Source organism: Candidatus Methanoprimaticola sp. MG2 (assembly GCF_047501175.1).
In the GTDB taxonomy this organism is placed as follows: Archaea; Thermoplasmatota; Thermoplasmata; order Methanomassiliicoccales; family Methanomethylophilaceae; genus Methanoprimaticola.
Genome location: NZ_JBEQWH010000012.1, coordinates 36,963 through 54,211 on the forward strand (window position 1 = coordinate 36,963; position 17,249 = coordinate 54,211).

Below are 17,249 nucleotides of genomic sequence, written 5' to 3' on the forward strand. Positions count from 1 at the left end.
GGATATGCATCTGGGTCCGACCGTGCCTCAGGCGCGTGGAGAATCGGACCCAGGTGAATATCATGAGTTCAACCGCATCCGCATCGAAATCGACGATCGTCGCCATCATGGCGATCATCGCCGTCGTCGGGACCGCTGTGGTGATGCTCGGGAGCAGCAACGAATCCGAGGCCGCCATCGAGGGCGACTACGGGCAGGTCTACGAGGTGGACCTCGCCCCGGGATTCCAGTACACGTACACCCCGACATACCCCAGCGATCTCGAGGTCACAGTGAGCATCCAGGAATACGAGGAGGAGGGGCTCAACGCCTCCGTCAGCGGCGGGACGCTGACCGTCACCGTCAAGGACGGCGTCACATCCGGATCGTACGACATAGTCCTCATGTCCGTGACCAACACCGCGGGACTCTACCAGGAGCTTCCCAGGCACATCAGGATAAACGTCGTCGAGGGACTCAGCGTGTCCGGGTCCATCAACAACATCATCGTCGGCGCCAGCGTCGACTTCACCCCTCAGGCATCCTCCGGGATGACCGAGAACATCGATTGGTCCGTCAAGGGAGGCCTGCCCGCAGGTCTCGCGTTCTCCAACGGGAAGGTCACCGGAACCCCCACGCAGGTCGGTCTCAACACCCTGACCCTGACCGCCAACGCCGGCGGGGAGACGAAGGACCTCGTCATCAGCTTCACCGTCTTCAACGAGATCGTCGGAGGTTCCGACGAGACCATCACATCCTACGGCACCACCGTCTCCTCCGCCGCCATCGAGCAGACCGGGGCCGACCTCGGTGTCACATGGGCCGTCACATCCGGGACCCTGCCCGCAGGATTCTCCCTCGACCCCGCCACCGGTGCCGTGAGCGGATCCTCCTCCGTCCACCAGGAGACCACCGTCACCATCACCGGTACGGCGGCCAACGGGCCCGCGCAGTCGGTCACCAAGGACATCACCATCAGGTCCGAGCCTGCCCTGTCCCTCACCGCGGACACCAACACGGTCGTGATCTACCCCGGAGCTCCCGACAGGACCGTCCAGATAGGTGCGACGTCCGGGACCTCCGCCATAACATGGTCCGTATCGCCTACATCGGGCATCAGCATCACCCAGACCGGACTGCTGACCGTCACCGACGACGCCTCCGCAGGGACCGCGACCGTCACCGCCTCGACCGCGTACGGTCAGACCAAGACATTCCAGGTCACCGTGTCCGCTGAGTCCGCGGTGTCTATCTCCGGAAGCTCCTCCGTGGCGGCGATCGCCGGCACCCCGGTCGAGTCCGCGTTCACCGCGAACGTGCCCGGAGCGACATGGAGCATCGACACCAGCAGCGTCCCCGACGGGGTGACCGTGACCATCGACGCCTCCACCGGTATCCTGACCCTGTCCGGATCCTCTCCTGCAGAGGCCTTCACCGTCACCGTCAGCGTCGTCACCGAATCCGGTCAGACCGACACGATGGACGTCACCTGCCAGGTCGTCTCGAAGCTTATCTACACCAACACGCCCAGCAACGGACTGGTCGTCTGGGTCCTGTGAAAGGGATAATGAGGTTGGTACCTTGACGGATCTCAACAAGTCCATCGTCGTGCTGGCGGTGGCCATGGCGGCCCTCGTGGCCGTCATGACTTTCTCCATGCCGGTCGACGCGGCGGAGGAGCAGGAGTACGACGAGGACATGGGCGTCCTCTACGGGTACACCCTCCAGTTCGTGTTCACCGGGTCCGACGCATCGTCGGTCACATGGGACTTCGGGGACAGCTCGGAGCCCGTGACGGCATGGAACCCCCAGCACACCTACGCCGAGAAGGGCGTCTACTACGTGACGCAGGACGCCTACAACACCTACGACCCCGACGGAGACGGGGAGGGGTCCCACACCGTCGCCGTCTACAGGATCGAGATCGCAGGGTTCCCGTGGATCACCTTCGAGAGCAACGGAGGGTCCGAGGTCGGTACCGTGACCATGACCTCCGGCGGGAAGTCCGCACAGGCGGCGACCGAGCCCGAGGAGCCCGTCAGGGAGGACTACGAGTTCCAGGGATGGTACACCGATGCCTCCCTGACCGTGCCCTACGACTGGTCCTCGCTCGTCACCGAGCCCGTCACCCTCTATGCCGGATGGGAGTACGTCGGCACCGCCGACGTGTTCACCGTCACGTTCGACAGTGCCGGAGGGACCGTCATCGCACAGCAGCAGGTCGTCTCCGGGTCCGCGGCCGTCGAGCCTGCGGACCCCGTCAGGGATGGCTTCGGCTTCGCGGGATGGTACCTCGGGGACACCGAGTGGGACTTCTCCTCGGCGGTGACGGGCAACATCACGCTCATCGCGCACTGGACGGAGACCGGGGCGACCGACGGGGAGTCGTTCCCCCTGTGGATCCTTATGGCGATAGCAGCGGCGATCCTCGCCCTGGCGACCCTCGTCACCAGGAACTGGATGCCCGGCGTGGCCGCCGTGGCCGCCGCGATCGTCGCGGCGCTTCTCTACACCGGGGTGATCTGACGATCTCCGAAACCCCTTCCCCCTCCGGGGGGAGAAGACTCTTCGCCGTGGTGGCAGTGCTCGTCATGGCGCTCTGCGCCATATTCGGTGCGACATCCATCTGGGATGATTCGGATGCGGCCAATGGGACCGCCTCGAGTCCGCTGACATCACTCAACACCACGGCTGATACCGCCATCGGAGAGACCTACTACGTCGCTGTTGGAAGCAGTGTGACGATATCGTGCAGTGGAAATTGGGTTTGTTCCGATGTCACATCCGGATACGGCATCTCTCAGTCCGGAGCCAAGTACGCTGGTACCGTATCGAAGGCAGGTACTATCACAGTGGAGTTCTGGATACCTGATGGAGAAGAGTACGGATCGGTGACCATCATCGCAGTCAATGCTTCCACACCGGTGACATCCGTCTCGATCTCCGGATCCTCCTCCGGGGAGGTCGGCGAGACCATCACGCTCACCGCGACGACCTCGCCTTCCGGTGCGACGGACAGGACCGTCACATGGTCCATCACCTCCGGGAGCTCCAGGGCCAGCATCACCAGCCAGACCGACACCTCCACAGGGGGACGCTGCGTCATCTCGCTGGAGTCCGCAGGGTCCGTGACCGTCAAGGCCACCGCCAGCGACGGTTCCGGGAAGTCGGCCACCAAGACGATCACCATAACCGAGCCCGTCACCTACGTCTCGTCCATCTCGATCTCGGGAACGTCCAGCGTTGAGGTCGGCAGCTCCGTGACCCTCCGTGCCACGGCCAGTCCCACCTCCGCGGACGACCGCGGCGTCACATGGTCCGTGCAGTCAGGGTCCGCTTACGTCACCATCAGCGGCTCCTCCAGTTCCACCGGGGGCACATGCACGGTGACCGGGAAGGCGGCAGGGACCGCGGTCATCAAGGCGACCGCGGAAGACGGCGGAGGGGCATCGAAGACATACACCGTCACCGTCACGAACCCCCAGTACACGTGCTATCTCGCATACAATGCCAACGGGGGGTCCGGAGCGCCGTCGCAGCAGTCGTACACCGGCACGTCGACGACCAACCACACGTTCACGATCTCCGCCACCGAGCCCACCAGGTCCGGGTACATCTTCCTCGGATGGAGCACATCGAGCTCCGCCACGAGCGCAACATATCAGCCCGGGGACACGATCTCCGTGGGATACAGCTCGACCAGGACGCTCTACGCCGTATGGCAGGAGGCTGTCATCGACATCACGAGCAGTCCTGCGTCGACCGCGGTTATCGTCGGCCAGGAATGGCTGTACACGGTGTCCACGGATGTCTCTGGATGCACCATATCCGTCTCCGGGGCGGATTGGCTGTCCGTCAGCGGCAGCAGCGTCTCCGGGACGCCGACGAGCGTCGGATCCCACACGGTGACGGTGACCGCCAGCAAGACCGGGTACACCTCCGACGTCCAGACCTTCACGCTGACCGTCGTCAGCGCCCTCGAATACACCAACACGCCTTCCAACGGAGTTGTGATCTATGTTCTCTGAATTTAATAGAAGCCGTCCAATCGCCATGCTGGCCGTGACCCTCATGGTCGTCTGTGCGATGGGGGCCATGATCGCGTTCGGGTCCGAGGACTCGGACGCGACGACGTTTGGATCCGAAACAGACCCGTTGACCGCACTTGACACCACCGCCGATGCTGCCATCGGCGAAACATACTACGTCGCTGTTGGAAGCAGTGTGACGATATCGTGCAGTGGAAATTGGGTTTGTTCCGATGTCACATCCGGATACGGCATCTCTCAGTCCGGAGCCAAGTACGCTGGTACCGTATCGAAGGCAGGTACTATCACAGTGGAGTTCTGGATACCTGATGGAGAAGAGTACGGATCGGTGACCATCATCGCCGTAGAGGGACCGAGTACCGTGTCCATCGACTCCGTCGGAGGCACGGAGGCAACCGTCGGATACCGCTACGCGTACAGTGTCCAGACCACGCCCTCGGACGCGGAGGTCTCCATCTCCGGTGTCGATTGGCTGTCCGTGTCGGGACACGCCATCTCCGGCACACCGACAACCGCCGGGTCCTACACGCTCGAGATCACCGCCTCCAAGGATGGATACGCCTCGGCGACCGAGAAGGTCGTCATCGTGGTGTCCGAGGCGCCTGTCACGCAGGATGCCCCCGTCATCACGGACTTCGGATACACGGTGTCCACAGGCAACGCCTACAGGATCACCTTCAGCGTGACCGCCGTGGACGCTTCGAGCATCAGCATCGACTACGGGGACGGGACGTCCGGAACCGGGCCGTCGTCCACCCACACCTACTCCAGATCGGGAAGCTACACCGTCAGGGCCACAGCTTCCAACGCCGCAGGCTCCGTGACGTCGACGCTCATTATCCTGGTCGCCGACAGCGCCCCGGGGACGTCGGTGCAGTACAACCACGAGTACGCGTTCACCCTCGGGATGGACACCGAAGGCGTCACGCCGAGCGTGACCGGATGCCCGTTCCTGTCCGTGACGACCGGCAGCAACTACGTCAAGGTCTCCGGGACACCGAGCAGCACGTCGTACGTCGGGAAGACCTACGACGTCACCCTGACGGCAGGGTCCTACACCCTGTCCTGGAAGCTGACCGTCACCGAAGGTTCCACCGTGCCGACGGCGGGGTTCTCGTTCGAGACGGACGGCCTCACCGTGACCGTCACTAGCACCGCGTCCAACGCCGACGTGACGTTCTACCGGTGGACCGAGGGCGGGAGCTTCGTCCAGTCCAACACCGGCACCACGAAGTACACGTACAGCGGACCGGGGACGTACACGGTGACGCAGCGTGTGACCGCGACGATCGATGGACAGACCGTGACCGACGAGTTCTCCGCCACGGTGACCGTGACGGACGCCGGTGAAGGGTCCGAGCCTGCACAGGATGAGGACAGGACGGTCCTGTACCTCTGCCTGGCGATGGTCATCGTCGGGGTCCTGATCATGGTGATCTCGCTATGGGCCGGGATGTACCCGATCGCAGGGATCGCCGCGCTCGTGGCCGCGATCGGGGGGATGCTCCTGATAGGGGCATCGTTCTGGCTGATGCCGTGAGGTGACTCGGATGGCATACGATGAAACGACTTCCTTCCGGGAGGCGAGGAACAGGAGGGCGGTGCTGAGCGTGCTCTGCGCCGTCCTCGTCCTCGCCTGCCCCCTGGGGGTAGCCTTGGACGACGGAAACGTCATCGAGGAGGACGAGGCGGTACTGCCCGTCCTAGTGGTCCCCGCCCTCCATCTGGTCGGTGCCCTCATCACCATGGCCGTGGCCGCGTACGCGACCTATACGCTGGCGACATGGTCGGGCGACGGCTCGGTGCCGGATGGCACGCTGGACGATTCCGTGAACGCCACGCTGAGGGAGCTGCAGGCACAGCTCGTCACCAGCAACTACGACACCGCATCCGGCATCTGGAGCAAGCTCGCGGTGAACGATGCGCAGCTCTGGTCCTTCGTCGAGGCGTACTTCGACCTCCAGGCGGAGACGGCCGCCGCATCCCTATGGACGGACGAGGGGACATACGACGGGGACCGGATACTGGAGAGGTCCTCGCTGATCTACAACTCCCTGATCTACAACTACAACATCACGAGCACCTGGAACGAGTTCTCCCAGTCCTGGTCCGGATACCGCGGGTCGTGGGCCGCGAAGGGCGATGCCTACGACTCGATGAGGGTGTCCTTCGACTGGGACGGGCACTCCTGGACATCGGACGGCGTGTTTTCGGCAGAGCTCCTCAGGATGGTCTCGCCGACATCGACGTCGTTCCGCGTCTACGTCGACGTGGTGGACCAGGGCGAGGAGGGCTGGTCCGACCGCACCAACATCATGTACGCCGTCGGCGGTCCCGGGTCCCTCACGTCCGCGAGCACCGGGAGGACCTACCAGCTCAGCGAGGGCGAGAACGACCTCGCAGGCATGGGGGTGACGTCCGGGTGGTACGAGCTCGGCCTCGGAACGTCGTATCTGTCGCAGAACCTGCACGGCTCCGTGTCCGCCGACGGCCTGATGCCAACGGCATGCATGCTGCTCCGCAACGGCTCCGGCTACGCCCACGTCTACGAGTCCGGAGGGTCCTATGTGATCGTGAGGGACGGGATCTCGTCCGTGTCGTCCTCCCTTGCCCTGGGGATCTCGTACTCCGACGGGAACGGCGGGACCGTGACATCCGACATCGTCCCCGACCTGGGACTCGTCCTCTCATCGTACTCCGACGTCTCCGACGCGATCAACCACGCCGCACTCTCCGCCAACTATGCGGGGGAGGCCGCATGGAACATCTACGACAGGCTCGGGGAGAGCTCCGCCCTCCTGAAGCCGTCGTCCATAACGTCCGGCACACAGGTGGACACCGCGCTCACCTCCGCTCAGGCGGCGGTGATGTACCTGGCGGCGATGGAGCAGATGGCAGAGCTCGGGGAGGGTGCCACACCCGACGGCATCTTGGTCTCCGGCGAGAGCCTCGGCATGTACTGCTACGGGGACATCTACTACGAGGGCGTGCTCATCGCGGAGGGCGCGGTGTTCACCCCGTTCGTCTACAGCGATGCGACGCTGTCCGTCGGGAGCCACAGGATGGACGTCGAGGGGCTGGCGATGGTATGGGCCACGGGCATAGAGGACCTGGAGGCATGGGACGGCGTGACCGAGGGCTCCAGCATCATCGGGATCACCGGCGCGACCCTGGACATCCTCAACATCGTCAGCGACGGCACCGAGGTGTCCTCCCTGGACCTCGACGTGGTCTCCATGGAGCGCCTGGGGCTCATCGGCTTCGACGTCCCCGACGTCCCCGACACCCCCAGGACGATAGACGTGGTCCCTCTGCTGCAGCTGATCGTCATCCTCATCGGCGCCGTCGTGGCGCTGGCGGGACTGTTCGTCAGGAACCCGTGGCTGATACTGATCGGGATCGTCGCGGCCGTCGCCGGGTACTTCCTGGCAGGCGCTATCGCGGGGCTGATATGGTGATCCGCGCATGATCGAGATCCCTGTCGGCGAAGTCTGCGGTTACCTCGGGACGATATGGTGCGTCCTGAACCTGGCATGGGCGGTGTTCCGGAACGATGCCGAGCATGCCATGGTATACGGGGTCGGGGTGTTCGCCGCCTTCGTCGTGGCGCTCAACCTGGGCGGGGTGCTGAACGACTACACCTGGTCCCTCTTCGGGCTAGGCGTGTTCGGGCTCCATCTCGCCATCGCCACATGGCAGCACGTCTGGTGGAAGGTGCCCGTGTTCGCCGTCCTGTTCATCGTGTCCACCCTCGCGTTCATGGGGGTGGTCTGACGGACACCGTCTCCATGATCGTGCTGACCACCATGGTCGTGGTGCTGGGCGTGGCCATGGGTGCGGCCGTGCAGAAGAAGACCTACTTCCTCTACCCGGTGGACGCCTTCACGCTGGTCCTGATGTTCTTCATCGGGGCCCAGGTCATCGCCCAGTACGTCCCGGGGCTGTCCGTGGCGTACGTCGGCATCGATTCCTACTGGTACGTGCCGCTGGCCATCGGGTACGTCGCAGGATACATCGTCTCCGGCAGGACCCGGTACATCATGATCCGCTGCTTCAACCCGGACAAGTCCACGTACGGGGAGCACTGGATCCTGTACACCAAGGACGGCAGGACCTACAGGCAGGAGCAGTCCAACAGGGAGCTGTTCAAGCGCCTGTTCTTCCACGTGGAGCACGAGGTCGTCAGCAATGCCGCCCTGGTGCCGGATTGGGACGATGTCACGTCGTACCCCCTCTTCCCCGAGTTCAGGAAGAAGTTCCTGATGGCCGAGTGGTGGGAGACCTACGAGGTACCGCCCGAGAAGAGGCAAAAGTACGTCCGCAGGCTGAACGCCACCGTGGAGGTGGAGCCCCGTCTCTACATGCGCCGCTACGTCACCAGCGTACGCGTCGCCAGGGGCTCCATGGTGTCCAGGGTGGACCTCGTCCGCGACGCGAAGGCGCTGGACAGGATGCAGGGGGACCTGATCGAGGCCAACAACGAGATCTTCAGGCTCCGCCAGAGCCTGAACATAAGGATGGCCGACACCGTGGCCGAGTTCCTGGCCGACGTCTACAGCAAGGCGCCGGGAGCGTCGCTGAGTGTGGCGGCGAGGAGGTGGGCGCAGAAGCAGAGGGAGAAGGAGAGGGAGCGTGAGAAGGATGCTCGGAAGGAAGGAAGGCAGCAGTGAGAGGAAGGAGAGGAAGAGGCCCCGGAGGATGTCGAAGATCCTCACGGAGGCCATCGTCTCCGGGGACGAGTGGCTGGAGACCGTCCAGATCATCCAGGCCCTCGGGCCGGTGAAGGACCTGGTGGACGACCAGATCCGCGGCTTCGACGAGATGCTCGGGAGGTACTCGGAGATGGGCGGGACCATAGACCGCACCGAGCTGGAGGACGGCTACTTCCAGATCCGGTTCTCCCTCAGGGAGTCCCACTGGACCAAGGTCTTCGACCCCCGGGGGAACGAGGTCAGGGACATCAAGGACGACCGCTCCGGGTCGAGGGACCCCAACGCCATGACGGAGATCGCCTACGCCATGCGCGCATCCCTGGAGATCCCCAGGAGGGAGTTCGTCAGGGACGAGCTGGAGAGGCTGGAGTCGTATCTCGAGAGCGACAACACGCTCGCGGGCGTGGAGAAGATGAAGAGGATATTCGAGGAGGACCCCGCCACCCTCTTCGAGGCGGCGTCCGCGGTGGTCCCGGATGCCGTGGAGTCGGACGTGGACATGTCCTCCCTGGCGGACGTGAGGGGGAGGCCATGATAACCGACATCCCCCCGATGTCCCTCCCGTCCCGTCTGATCTCCCTGGACGACATCCTTCCGGACACGTTCCGCAGCAGGGACATCACCGACGAGATGCACAGGCGCTTCTTCGTGGACCTGCCGGACGAGGAGAGGCATCAGATCGAGTGGAGGCACGGATGCATCGTCGGCAAGCCCGGATGCGGGAAGTCGGAGACGTTCCGCACACGGGCGGAGATCGCCGTGGGGAAGTACGGGCGCTCCAACGTGAACCTGATCTACACCGACGACCTCCGCACCGCCCTCACCATGATCGACGACGCCCCGGTGCAGTACTGCATCGTGGACGACGCGAGCAAGTGCCTGTCCTCCAGGATGGTGTACGAGCAGGCGGAGCTCCTGGGGGTGTTCAACCGGCTCCGCCATCACTTCAGGGACTTCATCAAGTCGGAGTCGGGGGTGTTCCTGTGCGAGTTCGGATGGCAGAGATGGAACGACCTGGACCCCGGGTTCAGGGACGGGACGTCGCTGATCTTCAAGACCAACATGTCGTCCGAATCGGAGCGCAGGAGCATCCAGGACTTCGTCGGCCAGAGGTACATGGGCGTCCTCGACGACATATGGGACTCCATGGACCGCGGCGTGCAGACGGTCAAGTCCTACTCGGTGGGGAGGATAGGCCCGAAGCCGATATCCAGGGGAGGCGTCGGGATCTACCACCTCCCGATGACCGACTGGGACGGCTTCCCGGCGATGGTGAAGTCTGACGACGCCCCGAAGCAGGAGGCGGCCGTCGACCCCCTGGAACGGATAAGGGGGGACCCGGCCTGGTCGTTGGCCCTCGAATGCTACGAGCGCAGCGTCGGAGGGGAGAGGCAGCAGGACATAGCCAGCGCCCTCGGGATAAGCCAGGCGAAGGTGTCCCGCATGGTCTCCCGGGTCAGGGAGATCGTTGGGTCGGCAGGAGGTGAATGAGGGCTGAATAAGCTCGTCGGAAGACGAATATCGCCCCTTCGGGGCTGAATATTCGTGAATAATCCGGGCCGATTATTCATCGGCCTAGTTTTGCGCGCGCGTGCACGCGCGCACGTTGCTCCGCAACGACGCGTACGCACGCGTATGCGCGGGTCAAAGGAAGGTCGAACGAATGGAATCAAGGTGATCCACATGGCAGAGAAGAGATCGGGCAGGAAGTCCGTGTTGAAGGGAAGGACGCCGGAGCAGAAGAGGAAAGCCCAGGCGGAGAAGGATGAGAAGAAGCAGAGGAGGAACACCAGGAAGCAGATCTCCCTGGACAGGTCGGCCGCGAGGATGAGGCGCTACGACGCCAAGACCGAGGCCAGGAGGAAGGCGGGGGGAGCAGGCATGAGCATCGTGTTCTACGAGGTCATGATGCCCGACGGCAGCATCACCAAGGTCCGGAAGAAGGACGGCGGGAAGAGGAGCGGGAAGAGGCGAGGGGCATGACGAAGACTGAGACGGTCACACTGCCGTCTTCGGGGAGGAGGGTCACCGTCCAGGTCGACGACGACGGATACGTCCCGCCTGGATTCCTGGCGAGATACCTCAAGGCGAGGGGCTCCCCGAGGAACGACTACGACCAGAGGGCGGACGTGGTCCTGCCTGTAAGGATCACCCCGAGGCAGGCGGCCGCATGGATGGCTGACCCGGACGCATACGACATAGAGAGCATCGACGTCCGCGGGAGGCCGCTCCGCAACGTGGGCGACAGGAAGGGCGAATCGAGGAAGGTCCATGAGAGGATCATCGTGTACGGGATGCCGGGCGAGGAGATGCGGATCAGGAAGGCCTTCGACGAGGCGTTCCCGTCCATCGAGGACCAGAAGAGGATGGTCGCCAAGGGGGAGATCGTCCTCGAGGCGCGCCCGCTGGACCCGAACGTCGCCGGAACCCACAGCGGGGACATCATACAGCTTGACCGGGACAACGGCATACGGAACGGCGTCGTGGTCCACGAGGGGGTCCACCACCTCAGGGCCGTCGACAGGGACAGGTCGGGCGCGTCCACCAGGCTGTCCGCAGACAGGATCCCATACACGGGATCGTCGAATGACCCCGAGACCATCGCCAGGGCGAAGGCCAGGGAGGCGGTGTGCGTGGAGGAGTCCTGCACGGTGGCCGAGCAGATGGCCAGGCAGAAGGACTTCGACCCCTCGGGATACTATGCCCACGTCCAGGTCTACGACGCAAAGACGCACCGCTACCGCAACCCCACGCCGGCGGAAGCCCGCAGGATGGCGGAGGAGGACAGGAAACTGTTCACCAACGGCACCGGGAAGCCGCTGAGCGGGAAGGATGCCGTGGCATCGGTGAACGCCAACTGGTCCAGGTCGCACATCTCCAGGCTGAAGCTCGGGAACAGGATGGCGATCTCCACGATGGAGAACGCGACTGGCCGCAAGCCGGATGGGAAGAGGCAGCAGCGGAACAGCGGAAAGGATAAGCCCGCGAAGAACACCGGCAGGAGATCCGGGAAGACCTCGCAGACCACCCTGTTCTCCAGGTCCGGAGGGAAGAAGAGAGGAGGGAGATGATGTGAGCGCCCCCCGTGACATGAAGCAGCGCGAGATCCACCGCGCATACTATCGCGGACGTGCGAGGGAGCTCTCCACCGGACGGAGAGCATCCCGCCGCGAGTACCGCCGGAAGTGCATGAAGGGCAGGATAGACAGGGTGAGGGCTAGGATGTCGAGGGTCCTCTTCGGTCGAGAGAGGTGGGTCGGACGGTGAAGTCGTCCAGGTCGAAACAGGTACGGAGGCAGTTCAGAGGCCCCGACGGCCGCTTCATAAAGCCCACATACATCGTCATCGACGACTTCGGGAACGTCAGCCCGTATTCCAGGAAGGAGCCTACATTCGGATACGCCTACTCCGTGACCGACGAGCCGAAGGAGATGGTCCGCCTCGCGGTTGACAACCGCAGGAGGGCAGGGAAGAAGGTCGAGGCAAAAGCGAACGAAGACGGCCTGTGGAACCGCGTGCGCATGTCTCTCGCCATCCGTTCCCTAGGCATCAGGACAGGTGCGGCGTATGTGGACAAAAAACGTCCCCCTCATGGATGGGACGTAGAGAAGAACGATCACGAATCGAAGAAACAATACAGGGTGAGGAAAGGGCGTGTACGCCGGGGAGTCCTGGAATACGTGATAGACGAGGCCTTGAACGGCACCGAATCCTATGGAGTTATGATCATCGTGGACGAACATGATGCTGTGCACAATGTCGGAGAACTTTGCAGATCCAAATCGACGGATGATAGGAAGGTGGACGGTGGTAGCTTCAGCTCCTCGAACTCGAGATACAGAGACCTGCTGCAGACTCAGGACTACGTCGCCAACGCCGCTGGCTCCGCCACCAAGGGGTATCCGCTCAGAGCGAGGTCCATGAGGATGAAAATCCACAGGATACGCAGGCACGAGAGGGTCAAGGAATGAGATCAGAATCCGGAGGCGGGCAGGCGCCCCCCTGTACCCGGACCACTGCTCCGGCTCCGGAGGGAAGTAGAACATCTCCCTGACTCCGGACAGAGTAGTTAATTAGAATTCGTCGTCCCGATAGATAAACATGGCGGGATGCATGATAGCAACTGTCATTCGACAGGCATCCTTAACTTTACCTTAATTTCATCAAATCTCATTAGTATGACCAGATGATACGAAGTTTGTCGACCGCACGCATCTCTCTTTATCTACTTCGACCGTTTAGGGGACATAGGGTCGGGAGTATGACAACGTACGATGTTTCGGACGTCGCACGCTTTATCGTGCGGAAGTATATCGCGGACGGCAATCCCGTCACGAACATGAAGCTTCAGAAGATGCTCTATTACGCTTGGGTCAAGTATTTCCAGAGATTCGACGAATACCTGTTCAATGACGACATCTATGCATGGAAGTACGGCCCTGTCGTTCCCAAGGTCTATCGCGAGTACAGGATCTACGCGGGCATGCCGATCCTCCACTCCGAGCAACCTGCCGAGATGGACAGGCAGACGACGGACTTCCTAATCGAATTCGCGGACGACCACAAGGATTTCACCGCAAGCCAGCTCGTCAACCTGACTCATAGGGACGGCTATCCGTGGAAGCGGGTGTACAAAGAAGGCGAGAAGTACACGAAGATCCCGTTCGACACGATTATAAAGATAGAATGTCGCGCGTGATTCCTCCACTTCCCGAAGAGAAGGTCGCGGATAAGCGCGACGCTCTCATAGAGATTCTCTTCGACATGTCCGAAGTCTATCTGGAGGATGATAGCTATGTGCTTGAATCATATGCGTCCCGGATGTCGGAAATCTACTCCGATGACTACAGGCAGCTGTACTCGGAGTTGTTCCCTATCCTGATGGCGATATCCGGGGGCGATCCCGACAGCCTCCAACCGCTTACGACGAATCTGGTCTCGCTGTACCGCCACGTCGGGAGGTCCGATGAATGGAGCGAAATGGACCCTCAGCTCTTCGGCCACCTCTTGAAACTGAGCGATCATGTGAATCTCGAGATGCAGCGCATGGTGGACCGTGCCGAGTACGAGGAAAGGTTCAGCGAGCTCTACGATGAACTGTCCGAAGTGTATGATAGTTCCGTTGAATCCGAACGTAAGCTGAAGAAGGCGGTCCGGAAGATCAAGAACCTCCAGCTCGAGATGGTCTCCATCCTGGCCATCTTCGCGGCGATAGTGGTGGCGTTCTCCGGCGGGATGAACATCCTGGGGAGCGCCCTTGCCGGTATAGGGCAGGTGCAGCTTCAGAATCTGGCATTCATAGTGATCCTCTGCGGCATCATACTGTTCAACACCGTAGCGTTCCTGATGCATGTGGTGTTCTGGATCATCCGCAGACTGCATGAATCGGAGGATAAGGAGAGCAGTTTGATAGACTGGAAGTACATCCTGGGATTCAATGTTCTGATGCTCGCCCTTCTGGCCGCTTCGGCCTGCATCTGACCGTCAGGTCGATGAGATCAGACTGTTCCCGATGCCTGGGTCGGCGATGCGTAAAATGATGCATCGCATCATACCATGGGACTGGAATGGAGGGATATGATGGTTTATAGAACGCCAAAAGCACGATGGCCATCCGTGTGAAACGTGTAATCCGATGTAAGGGATTCTCACATCGTGACGCTTGAGAACTCATTTTTTCCTGCGGAACCTGTCCAGGAACCGCGGCTTGGACCGCTCCTCCTCATAGGGGGATATGAAGCGTCCGCGCTCGTCCCTGGGAGGGCCGGACGCGGTCATATATCCGAGCTTGCGGGGATCCCCCTTCTTGCGGGTGGTTCTGGTCTTCTTCTTGGTCATAGTATCACGCACAATGCCGCCGATGCCATCATAGGTATGAGAGCTGCCGAGAGCAAGTAGACCGTCCACCTGATATCTATGTTTAGTTCGGAGTCCTTCCGTATGGATTCGAAGAATGCCTTGGCCATGAAATTGTCTCTCGATGCCTGATATCCCCATTCATACCAGTCGGAATCCATGAGCTCATAGAGGTTCGCGCCAGTTGAAGGTGATGCCTTGTATGATACGAGGGAACGGATCCCCACCACACTGCCTGCGGCCATCATGGCGAATGACATGATGATGAGGACGCACACGGACGGATCGTATAGATGCGATTGATCGCTGAAGATGAACACACCATAGGAAGTGATCATCAGGAACCCGAATCCAACGATTGTTCCGAGCTTTTGCACAGAGGTGACAATAACCGAGATCTGCATAGGGAATTGCATCGATATGTCCTGACGGGCTCCAAGAACCTCGAAGTCAGTACCGCGATACCAGAAATCGAATCCCGAATCAGCATCATACTCCTTCGGGAGATCGATGTGTGATACCGACGGTATCAGGATGCAGATCCCTGGGCATGATACCAGAATCGCTTCCCACCAAGAGATGGGACTGAAACCGTACATGATGACTGCCAGGGTAATGATGACCACTCCGACCAACAGATTCAGTGGCTTCTCCAAGGACAGCCGCCTCTCGGAATCAAAGAAAGGGGATTGGATGTCTGAATCCACATACGAGGTATCGTCGCAGTCTTCCTCGATCGGTGGGCAGTCGTCGACGCATACCGTGCTTTCTGACAGATCTTCTTCAGCAACCATGATGCTCATCCTTCTGGCCGCTTCGATTTTCATCTGACCGTCATATCACGCCTCTCCGCCTGAGATGCATCTGGATCACATCGAAAATCTCCGATCCGCAGAACCCTTCGACGTGGTCACGGACGAAGTCGTCTACCGGCATCGCCCCCCCCCCCGCGACATCCCGTTTCACACGATGCGTTTGAAACAGCCTTGTCAGAGGGCCCCGTACCTCTTCCGGAGCCGCTCTTCGCTGCTCCATCTGAGGTCAGGATCTCAGTTCCCCCCCCCTCAGATATGTCAGCGGTCTGATCAGAGAGTTCAAAACCCATTCTTTGGCCATCGTATGCTTTCAGGACTTTTTTCAATGCGAATCTGATGAATTCGGTCTTGTTATCAAAATCTCCGGATTCAATCAGGCGATCTATCGCATCCGCCTCATCTGGCGTCAATCTGATGTTAACCTGAATGCTTTTGGGAGTTTTCACGTGATATTGTTAGTAGCAACGATATTTTACTACTTTTGTATAGCAGAATTATTTATATTCTAGTTTGATATTATTGCTACTAATGATATCAGTACAGCAGACAAGCAATCAAATCAATGTTCGTTTCACGAACGAGGATTATGCTAAGATTCTGAAGATGGCAGAGGAGAGTGACAGATCTCCCACATACATCGTCAGAACCATTGTGAAGAAGGAAATTGAGAGTTTGGAGGCCTGAGATGCTCACAGAGGACATCATGGCCTTCGCCATGGAGCATCCGGACGGCTTCGTCTCCCGCGAGGTCATCGACGTGAAGGGCCTCAACCCCGCGAACGCCACCAGGCGCCTCAAGCAGCTCTGCGACCGCGGGGACCTCAGGAGGGAGCGCGGTCCCGACGGGACCTACGTCTACTCCCTCAGGGAAGTGAGGGTGGAGCCGGTCCGCGGGTCCCTGCCGGAGGACCTCCGCCTGATTGACCTCATAGACGCGGAACTGCTCTCGTCCGTCTACTTCGAGCTCGCCCACAGCCTTGACGAAGACGCCCCCTACGCCACGGTCTGCGGGATCGCCGCGGACAACCTGTCGGACGACGCCCGCCGGGAATGGGCCGATGTCCTCTCGGCCGAGGTGGAGTCGGTCTCCCCCTACTGCGAGTACCTGTGGATCAATCTCCGCATGGAGCTCACCGAGGAGGCCATGGACAGGGTCAAGGACTTCGTCGAGTGCTACGCCGGGTATTGCTCCGCCCAGGACTTCGAGCGCTGGTTCCCCGGGGTCACGATACCATGACCCCGGAGGATGCGGTCACGTACCTGAAGGAGTCCCAGAGCATAGGCTCGGGGGTGTACGGGAGGATCTGTCCCCGCTGCGGCGGGCCCCTCGAGGGGAGGATGGTCATGAACGCCCTCTCCAGACGGGTCCCGCTCTACATCTGCTCGGACTGCGGCGTCGACGAGGCCATGCTGGATTTCAGAGGGCAGTGCCCCCTGCCTCTGGAGAAGTGGCCACTGGTCCGCGAGGTGATGGGCAGCTCATGAGTCACGCTTCTTCCGGGCCCCAGGCCCAACACGCCCCGTCCCATCATTGGGCCCGGGGGAAGGCACGGAACCGGTGACGTTTGCCGTCCGGCCGTGCGAAACCGCTTACGAAACCGATTGAAGAAAAGAGGAACGGCGGGGAACAACGGCCGCCGTTCCAAGACGCTGAGGTCTGTATATGAGATGGAACAACAGAGATTTAAGTACTGCGAACGGAGGCCGCGATTCCGTGCTGATTGACATCCGCACGTGCGACCTGACCCTGTCCCAGGTGATGGCCGAGATTACGCGCTATCAATCGGAGATGCCCGGTCACGAGGTCTTCATGGACGGGGACCTCTACGCAATCGTCG

20 protein-coding genes are annotated in these 17,249 nt (G+C 61.3%); 17 read left to right on the forward strand and 3 right to left on the reverse strand.

Annotation, left to right across the window (positions count from 1 at the left end):
* Window positions 1–62 precede the first annotated feature (62 nt).
* The 15 genes from V5D86_RS08635 (at window position 63) to V5D86_RS08705 (ending at window position 14,221) form a co-directional block, all read left to right on the forward strand.
* A complete protein-coding gene (locus V5D86_RS08635; RefSeq protein ID WP_414596280.1) occupies window positions 63–1,538 on the forward strand; it encodes a putative Ig domain-containing protein in 1,476 nt (491 codons plus the stop codon).
* A gap of 22 nt (window positions 1,539–1,560) precedes the next feature.
* Window positions 1,561–2,505 carry an InlB B-repeat-containing protein gene (locus tag V5D86_RS08640; protein WP_414596281.1) on the forward strand — a complete coding sequence of 315 codons (945 nt, stop codon included), beginning with the start codon at window positions 1,561–1,563 and terminating at the stop codon, window positions 2,503–2,505.
* A 50-nt stretch (window positions 2,506–2,555) separates the two neighbouring features.
* Entirely contained in the window at window positions 2,556–4,007 is a 1,452-nt protein-coding gene (locus V5D86_RS08645) for an Ig-like domain-containing protein (RefSeq protein WP_414596282.1), read from the forward strand.
* Window positions 4,008–4,032: 25 nt separating this feature from the next.
* Window positions 4,033–5,568 carry a PKD domain-containing protein gene (locus tag V5D86_RS08650; protein WP_414596283.1) on the forward strand — a complete coding sequence of 512 codons (1,536 nt, stop codon included), beginning with the start codon at window positions 4,033–4,035 and terminating at the stop codon, window positions 5,566–5,568.
* Between the two features lie 10 nt (window positions 5,569–5,578).
* Entirely contained in the window at window positions 5,579–7,486 is a 1,908-nt protein-coding gene (locus tag V5D86_RS08655; protein ID WP_414596284.1) for a hypothetical protein, read from the forward strand.
* A gap of 7 nt (window positions 7,487–7,493) precedes the next feature.
* On the forward strand, window positions 7,494–7,802 hold the full coding sequence (locus V5D86_RS08660; RefSeq protein ID WP_414596285.1) for a hypothetical protein: 309 nt from the start codon (window positions 7,494–7,496) through the stop codon (window positions 7,800–7,802).
* Window positions 7,803–7,816: 14 nt separating this feature from the next.
* Window positions 7,817–8,698 carry a hypothetical protein gene (locus tag V5D86_RS08665; RefSeq protein ID WP_414596286.1) on the forward strand — a complete coding sequence of 294 codons (882 nt, stop codon included), beginning with the start codon at window positions 7,817–7,819 and terminating at the stop codon, window positions 8,696–8,698.
* Window positions 8,670–9,275, forward strand: a complete 606-nt coding sequence (locus V5D86_RS08670; protein WP_414596287.1) for a hypothetical protein — start codon at window positions 8,670–8,672, stop codon at window positions 9,273–9,275. Before V5D86_RS08665 ends, V5D86_RS08670 begins: the two co-directional genes overlap by 29 nt.
* A complete protein-coding gene (locus V5D86_RS08675; RefSeq protein WP_414596288.1) occupies window positions 9,272–10,231 on the forward strand; it encodes a hypothetical protein in 960 nt (319 codons plus the stop codon). Before V5D86_RS08670 ends, V5D86_RS08675 begins: the two co-directional genes overlap by 4 nt.
* Window positions 10,232–10,423: 192 nt before the next feature.
* Entirely contained in the window at window positions 10,424–10,723 is a 300-nt protein-coding gene (locus V5D86_RS08680; RefSeq protein WP_414596289.1) for a hypothetical protein, read from the forward strand.
* Window positions 10,720–11,811, forward strand: a complete 1,092-nt coding sequence (locus tag V5D86_RS08685; RefSeq protein ID WP_414596290.1) for a hypothetical protein — start codon at window positions 10,720–10,722, stop codon at window positions 11,809–11,811. Before V5D86_RS08680 ends, V5D86_RS08685 begins: the two co-directional genes overlap by 4 nt.
* A gap of 1 nt (window position 11,812) precedes the next feature.
* Window positions 11,813–12,007, forward strand: a complete 195-nt coding sequence (locus V5D86_RS08690; RefSeq protein WP_414596291.1) for a hypothetical protein — start codon at window positions 11,813–11,815, stop codon at window positions 12,005–12,007.
* A complete protein-coding gene (locus V5D86_RS08695) occupies window positions 12,004–12,711 on the forward strand; it encodes a hypothetical protein (protein ID WP_414596292.1) in 708 nt (235 codons plus the stop codon). The genes V5D86_RS08690 and V5D86_RS08695 overlap by 4 nt, the downstream gene beginning before the upstream one ends.
* Before the next feature lie 329 nt (window positions 12,712–13,040).
* Window positions 13,041–13,439, forward strand: a complete 399-nt coding sequence (locus tag V5D86_RS08700) for a Panacea domain-containing protein (RefSeq protein ID WP_414596293.1) — start codon at window positions 13,041–13,043, stop codon at window positions 13,437–13,439.
* Window positions 13,436–14,221 (forward strand): hypothetical protein, encoded by a 786-nt coding sequence (locus V5D86_RS08705; RefSeq protein ID WP_414596294.1) that lies wholly within the window; start codon window positions 13,436–13,438, stop codon window positions 14,219–14,221. The genes V5D86_RS08700 and V5D86_RS08705 overlap by 4 nt, the downstream gene beginning before the upstream one ends.
* A 189-nt stretch (window positions 14,222–14,410) precedes the next feature.
* On the opposite strand, the gene V5D86_RS08710 is transcribed toward V5D86_RS08705, so the two are convergent.
* From V5D86_RS08710 to V5D86_RS08720, 3 genes are all read right to left on the reverse strand, one after another.
* Window positions 14,411–14,578: a hypothetical protein gene (locus V5D86_RS08710; RefSeq protein ID WP_414596295.1), complete on the reverse strand. Its 168-nt coding sequence runs from the start codon at window positions 14,576–14,578 to the stop codon at window positions 14,411–14,413.
* The gene (locus V5D86_RS08715) at window positions 14,575–15,390 is read right to left on the reverse strand and encodes a hypothetical protein (protein ID WP_414596296.1); all 816 of its coding nucleotides are present in this window, start codon (window positions 15,388–15,390) and stop codon (window positions 14,575–14,577) included. The genes V5D86_RS08710 and V5D86_RS08715 overlap by 4 nt, the downstream gene beginning before the upstream one ends.
* Before the next feature lie 116 nt (window positions 15,391–15,506).
* On the reverse strand, window positions 15,507–15,857 hold the full coding sequence (locus V5D86_RS08720; protein ID WP_414596297.1) for a ribbon-helix-helix domain-containing protein: 351 nt from the start codon (window positions 15,855–15,857) through the stop codon (window positions 15,507–15,509).
* Between the two features lie 239 nt (window positions 15,858–16,096).
* On the opposite strand from V5D86_RS08720, the gene V5D86_RS08725 reads away from it, so the two are divergent.
* Window positions 16,097–16,648: a hypothetical protein gene (locus tag V5D86_RS08725; RefSeq protein WP_414596298.1), complete on the forward strand. Its 552-nt coding sequence runs from the start codon at window positions 16,097–16,099 to the stop codon at window positions 16,646–16,648.
* Window positions 16,645–16,896 carry a hypothetical protein gene (locus V5D86_RS08730; protein ID WP_414596299.1) on the forward strand — a complete coding sequence of 84 codons (252 nt, stop codon included), beginning with the start codon at window positions 16,645–16,647 and terminating at the stop codon, window positions 16,894–16,896. Before V5D86_RS08725 ends, V5D86_RS08730 begins: the two co-directional genes overlap by 4 nt.
* Window positions 16,897–17,249 lie beyond the last annotated feature (353 nt).

Bases quoted from the DNA above. Each gene is read 5' to 3' on its own strand.
- V5D86_RS08635 (WP_414596280.1), top strand. From the start codon at position 63: ATGAGTTCAACCGCATCCGCATCGAAATCGACGATCGTCGCCATCATG.
- V5D86_RS08650 (WP_414596283.1), top strand. From the start codon at position 4,033: ATGCTGGCCGTGACCCTCATGGTCGTCTGTGCGATGGGGGCCATGATC.
- V5D86_RS08655 (WP_414596284.1), top strand. From the start codon at position 5,579: ATGGCATACGATGAAACGACTTCCTTCCGGGAGGCGAGGAACAGGAGG.
- V5D86_RS08660 (WP_414596285.1), top strand. From the start codon at position 7,494: ATGATCGAGATCCCTGTCGGCGAAGTCTGCGGTTACCTCGGGACGATA.
- V5D86_RS08665 (WP_414596286.1), top strand. From the start codon at position 7,817: ATGATCGTGCTGACCACCATGGTCGTGGTGCTGGGCGTGGCCATGGGT.
- V5D86_RS08670 (WP_414596287.1), top strand. From the start codon at position 8,670: ATGCTCGGAAGGAAGGAAGGCAGCAGTGAGAGGAAGGAGAGGAAGAGG.
- V5D86_RS08675 (WP_414596288.1), top strand. From the start codon at position 9,272: ATGATAACCGACATCCCCCCGATGTCCCTCCCGTCCCGTCTGATCTCC.
- V5D86_RS08680 (WP_414596289.1), top strand. From the start codon at position 10,424: ATGGCAGAGAAGAGATCGGGCAGGAAGTCCGTGTTGAAGGGAAGGACG.
- V5D86_RS08685 (WP_414596290.1), top strand. From the start codon at position 10,720: ATGACGAAGACTGAGACGGTCACACTGCCGTCTTCGGGGAGGAGGGTC.
- V5D86_RS08710 (WP_414596295.1), bottom strand. From the start codon at position 14,578: ATGACCAAGAAGAAGACCAGAACCACCCGCAAGAAGGGGGATCCCCGC.
- V5D86_RS08715 (WP_414596296.1), bottom strand. From the start codon at position 15,390: ATGGTTGCTGAAGAAGATCTGTCAGAAAGCACGGTATGCGTCGACGAC.
- V5D86_RS08725 (WP_414596298.1), top strand. From the start codon at position 16,097: ATGCTCACAGAGGACATCATGGCCTTCGCCATGGAGCATCCGGACGGC.
- V5D86_RS08730 (WP_414596299.1), top strand. From the start codon at position 16,645: ATGACCCCGGAGGATGCGGTCACGTACCTGAAGGAGTCCCAGAGCATA.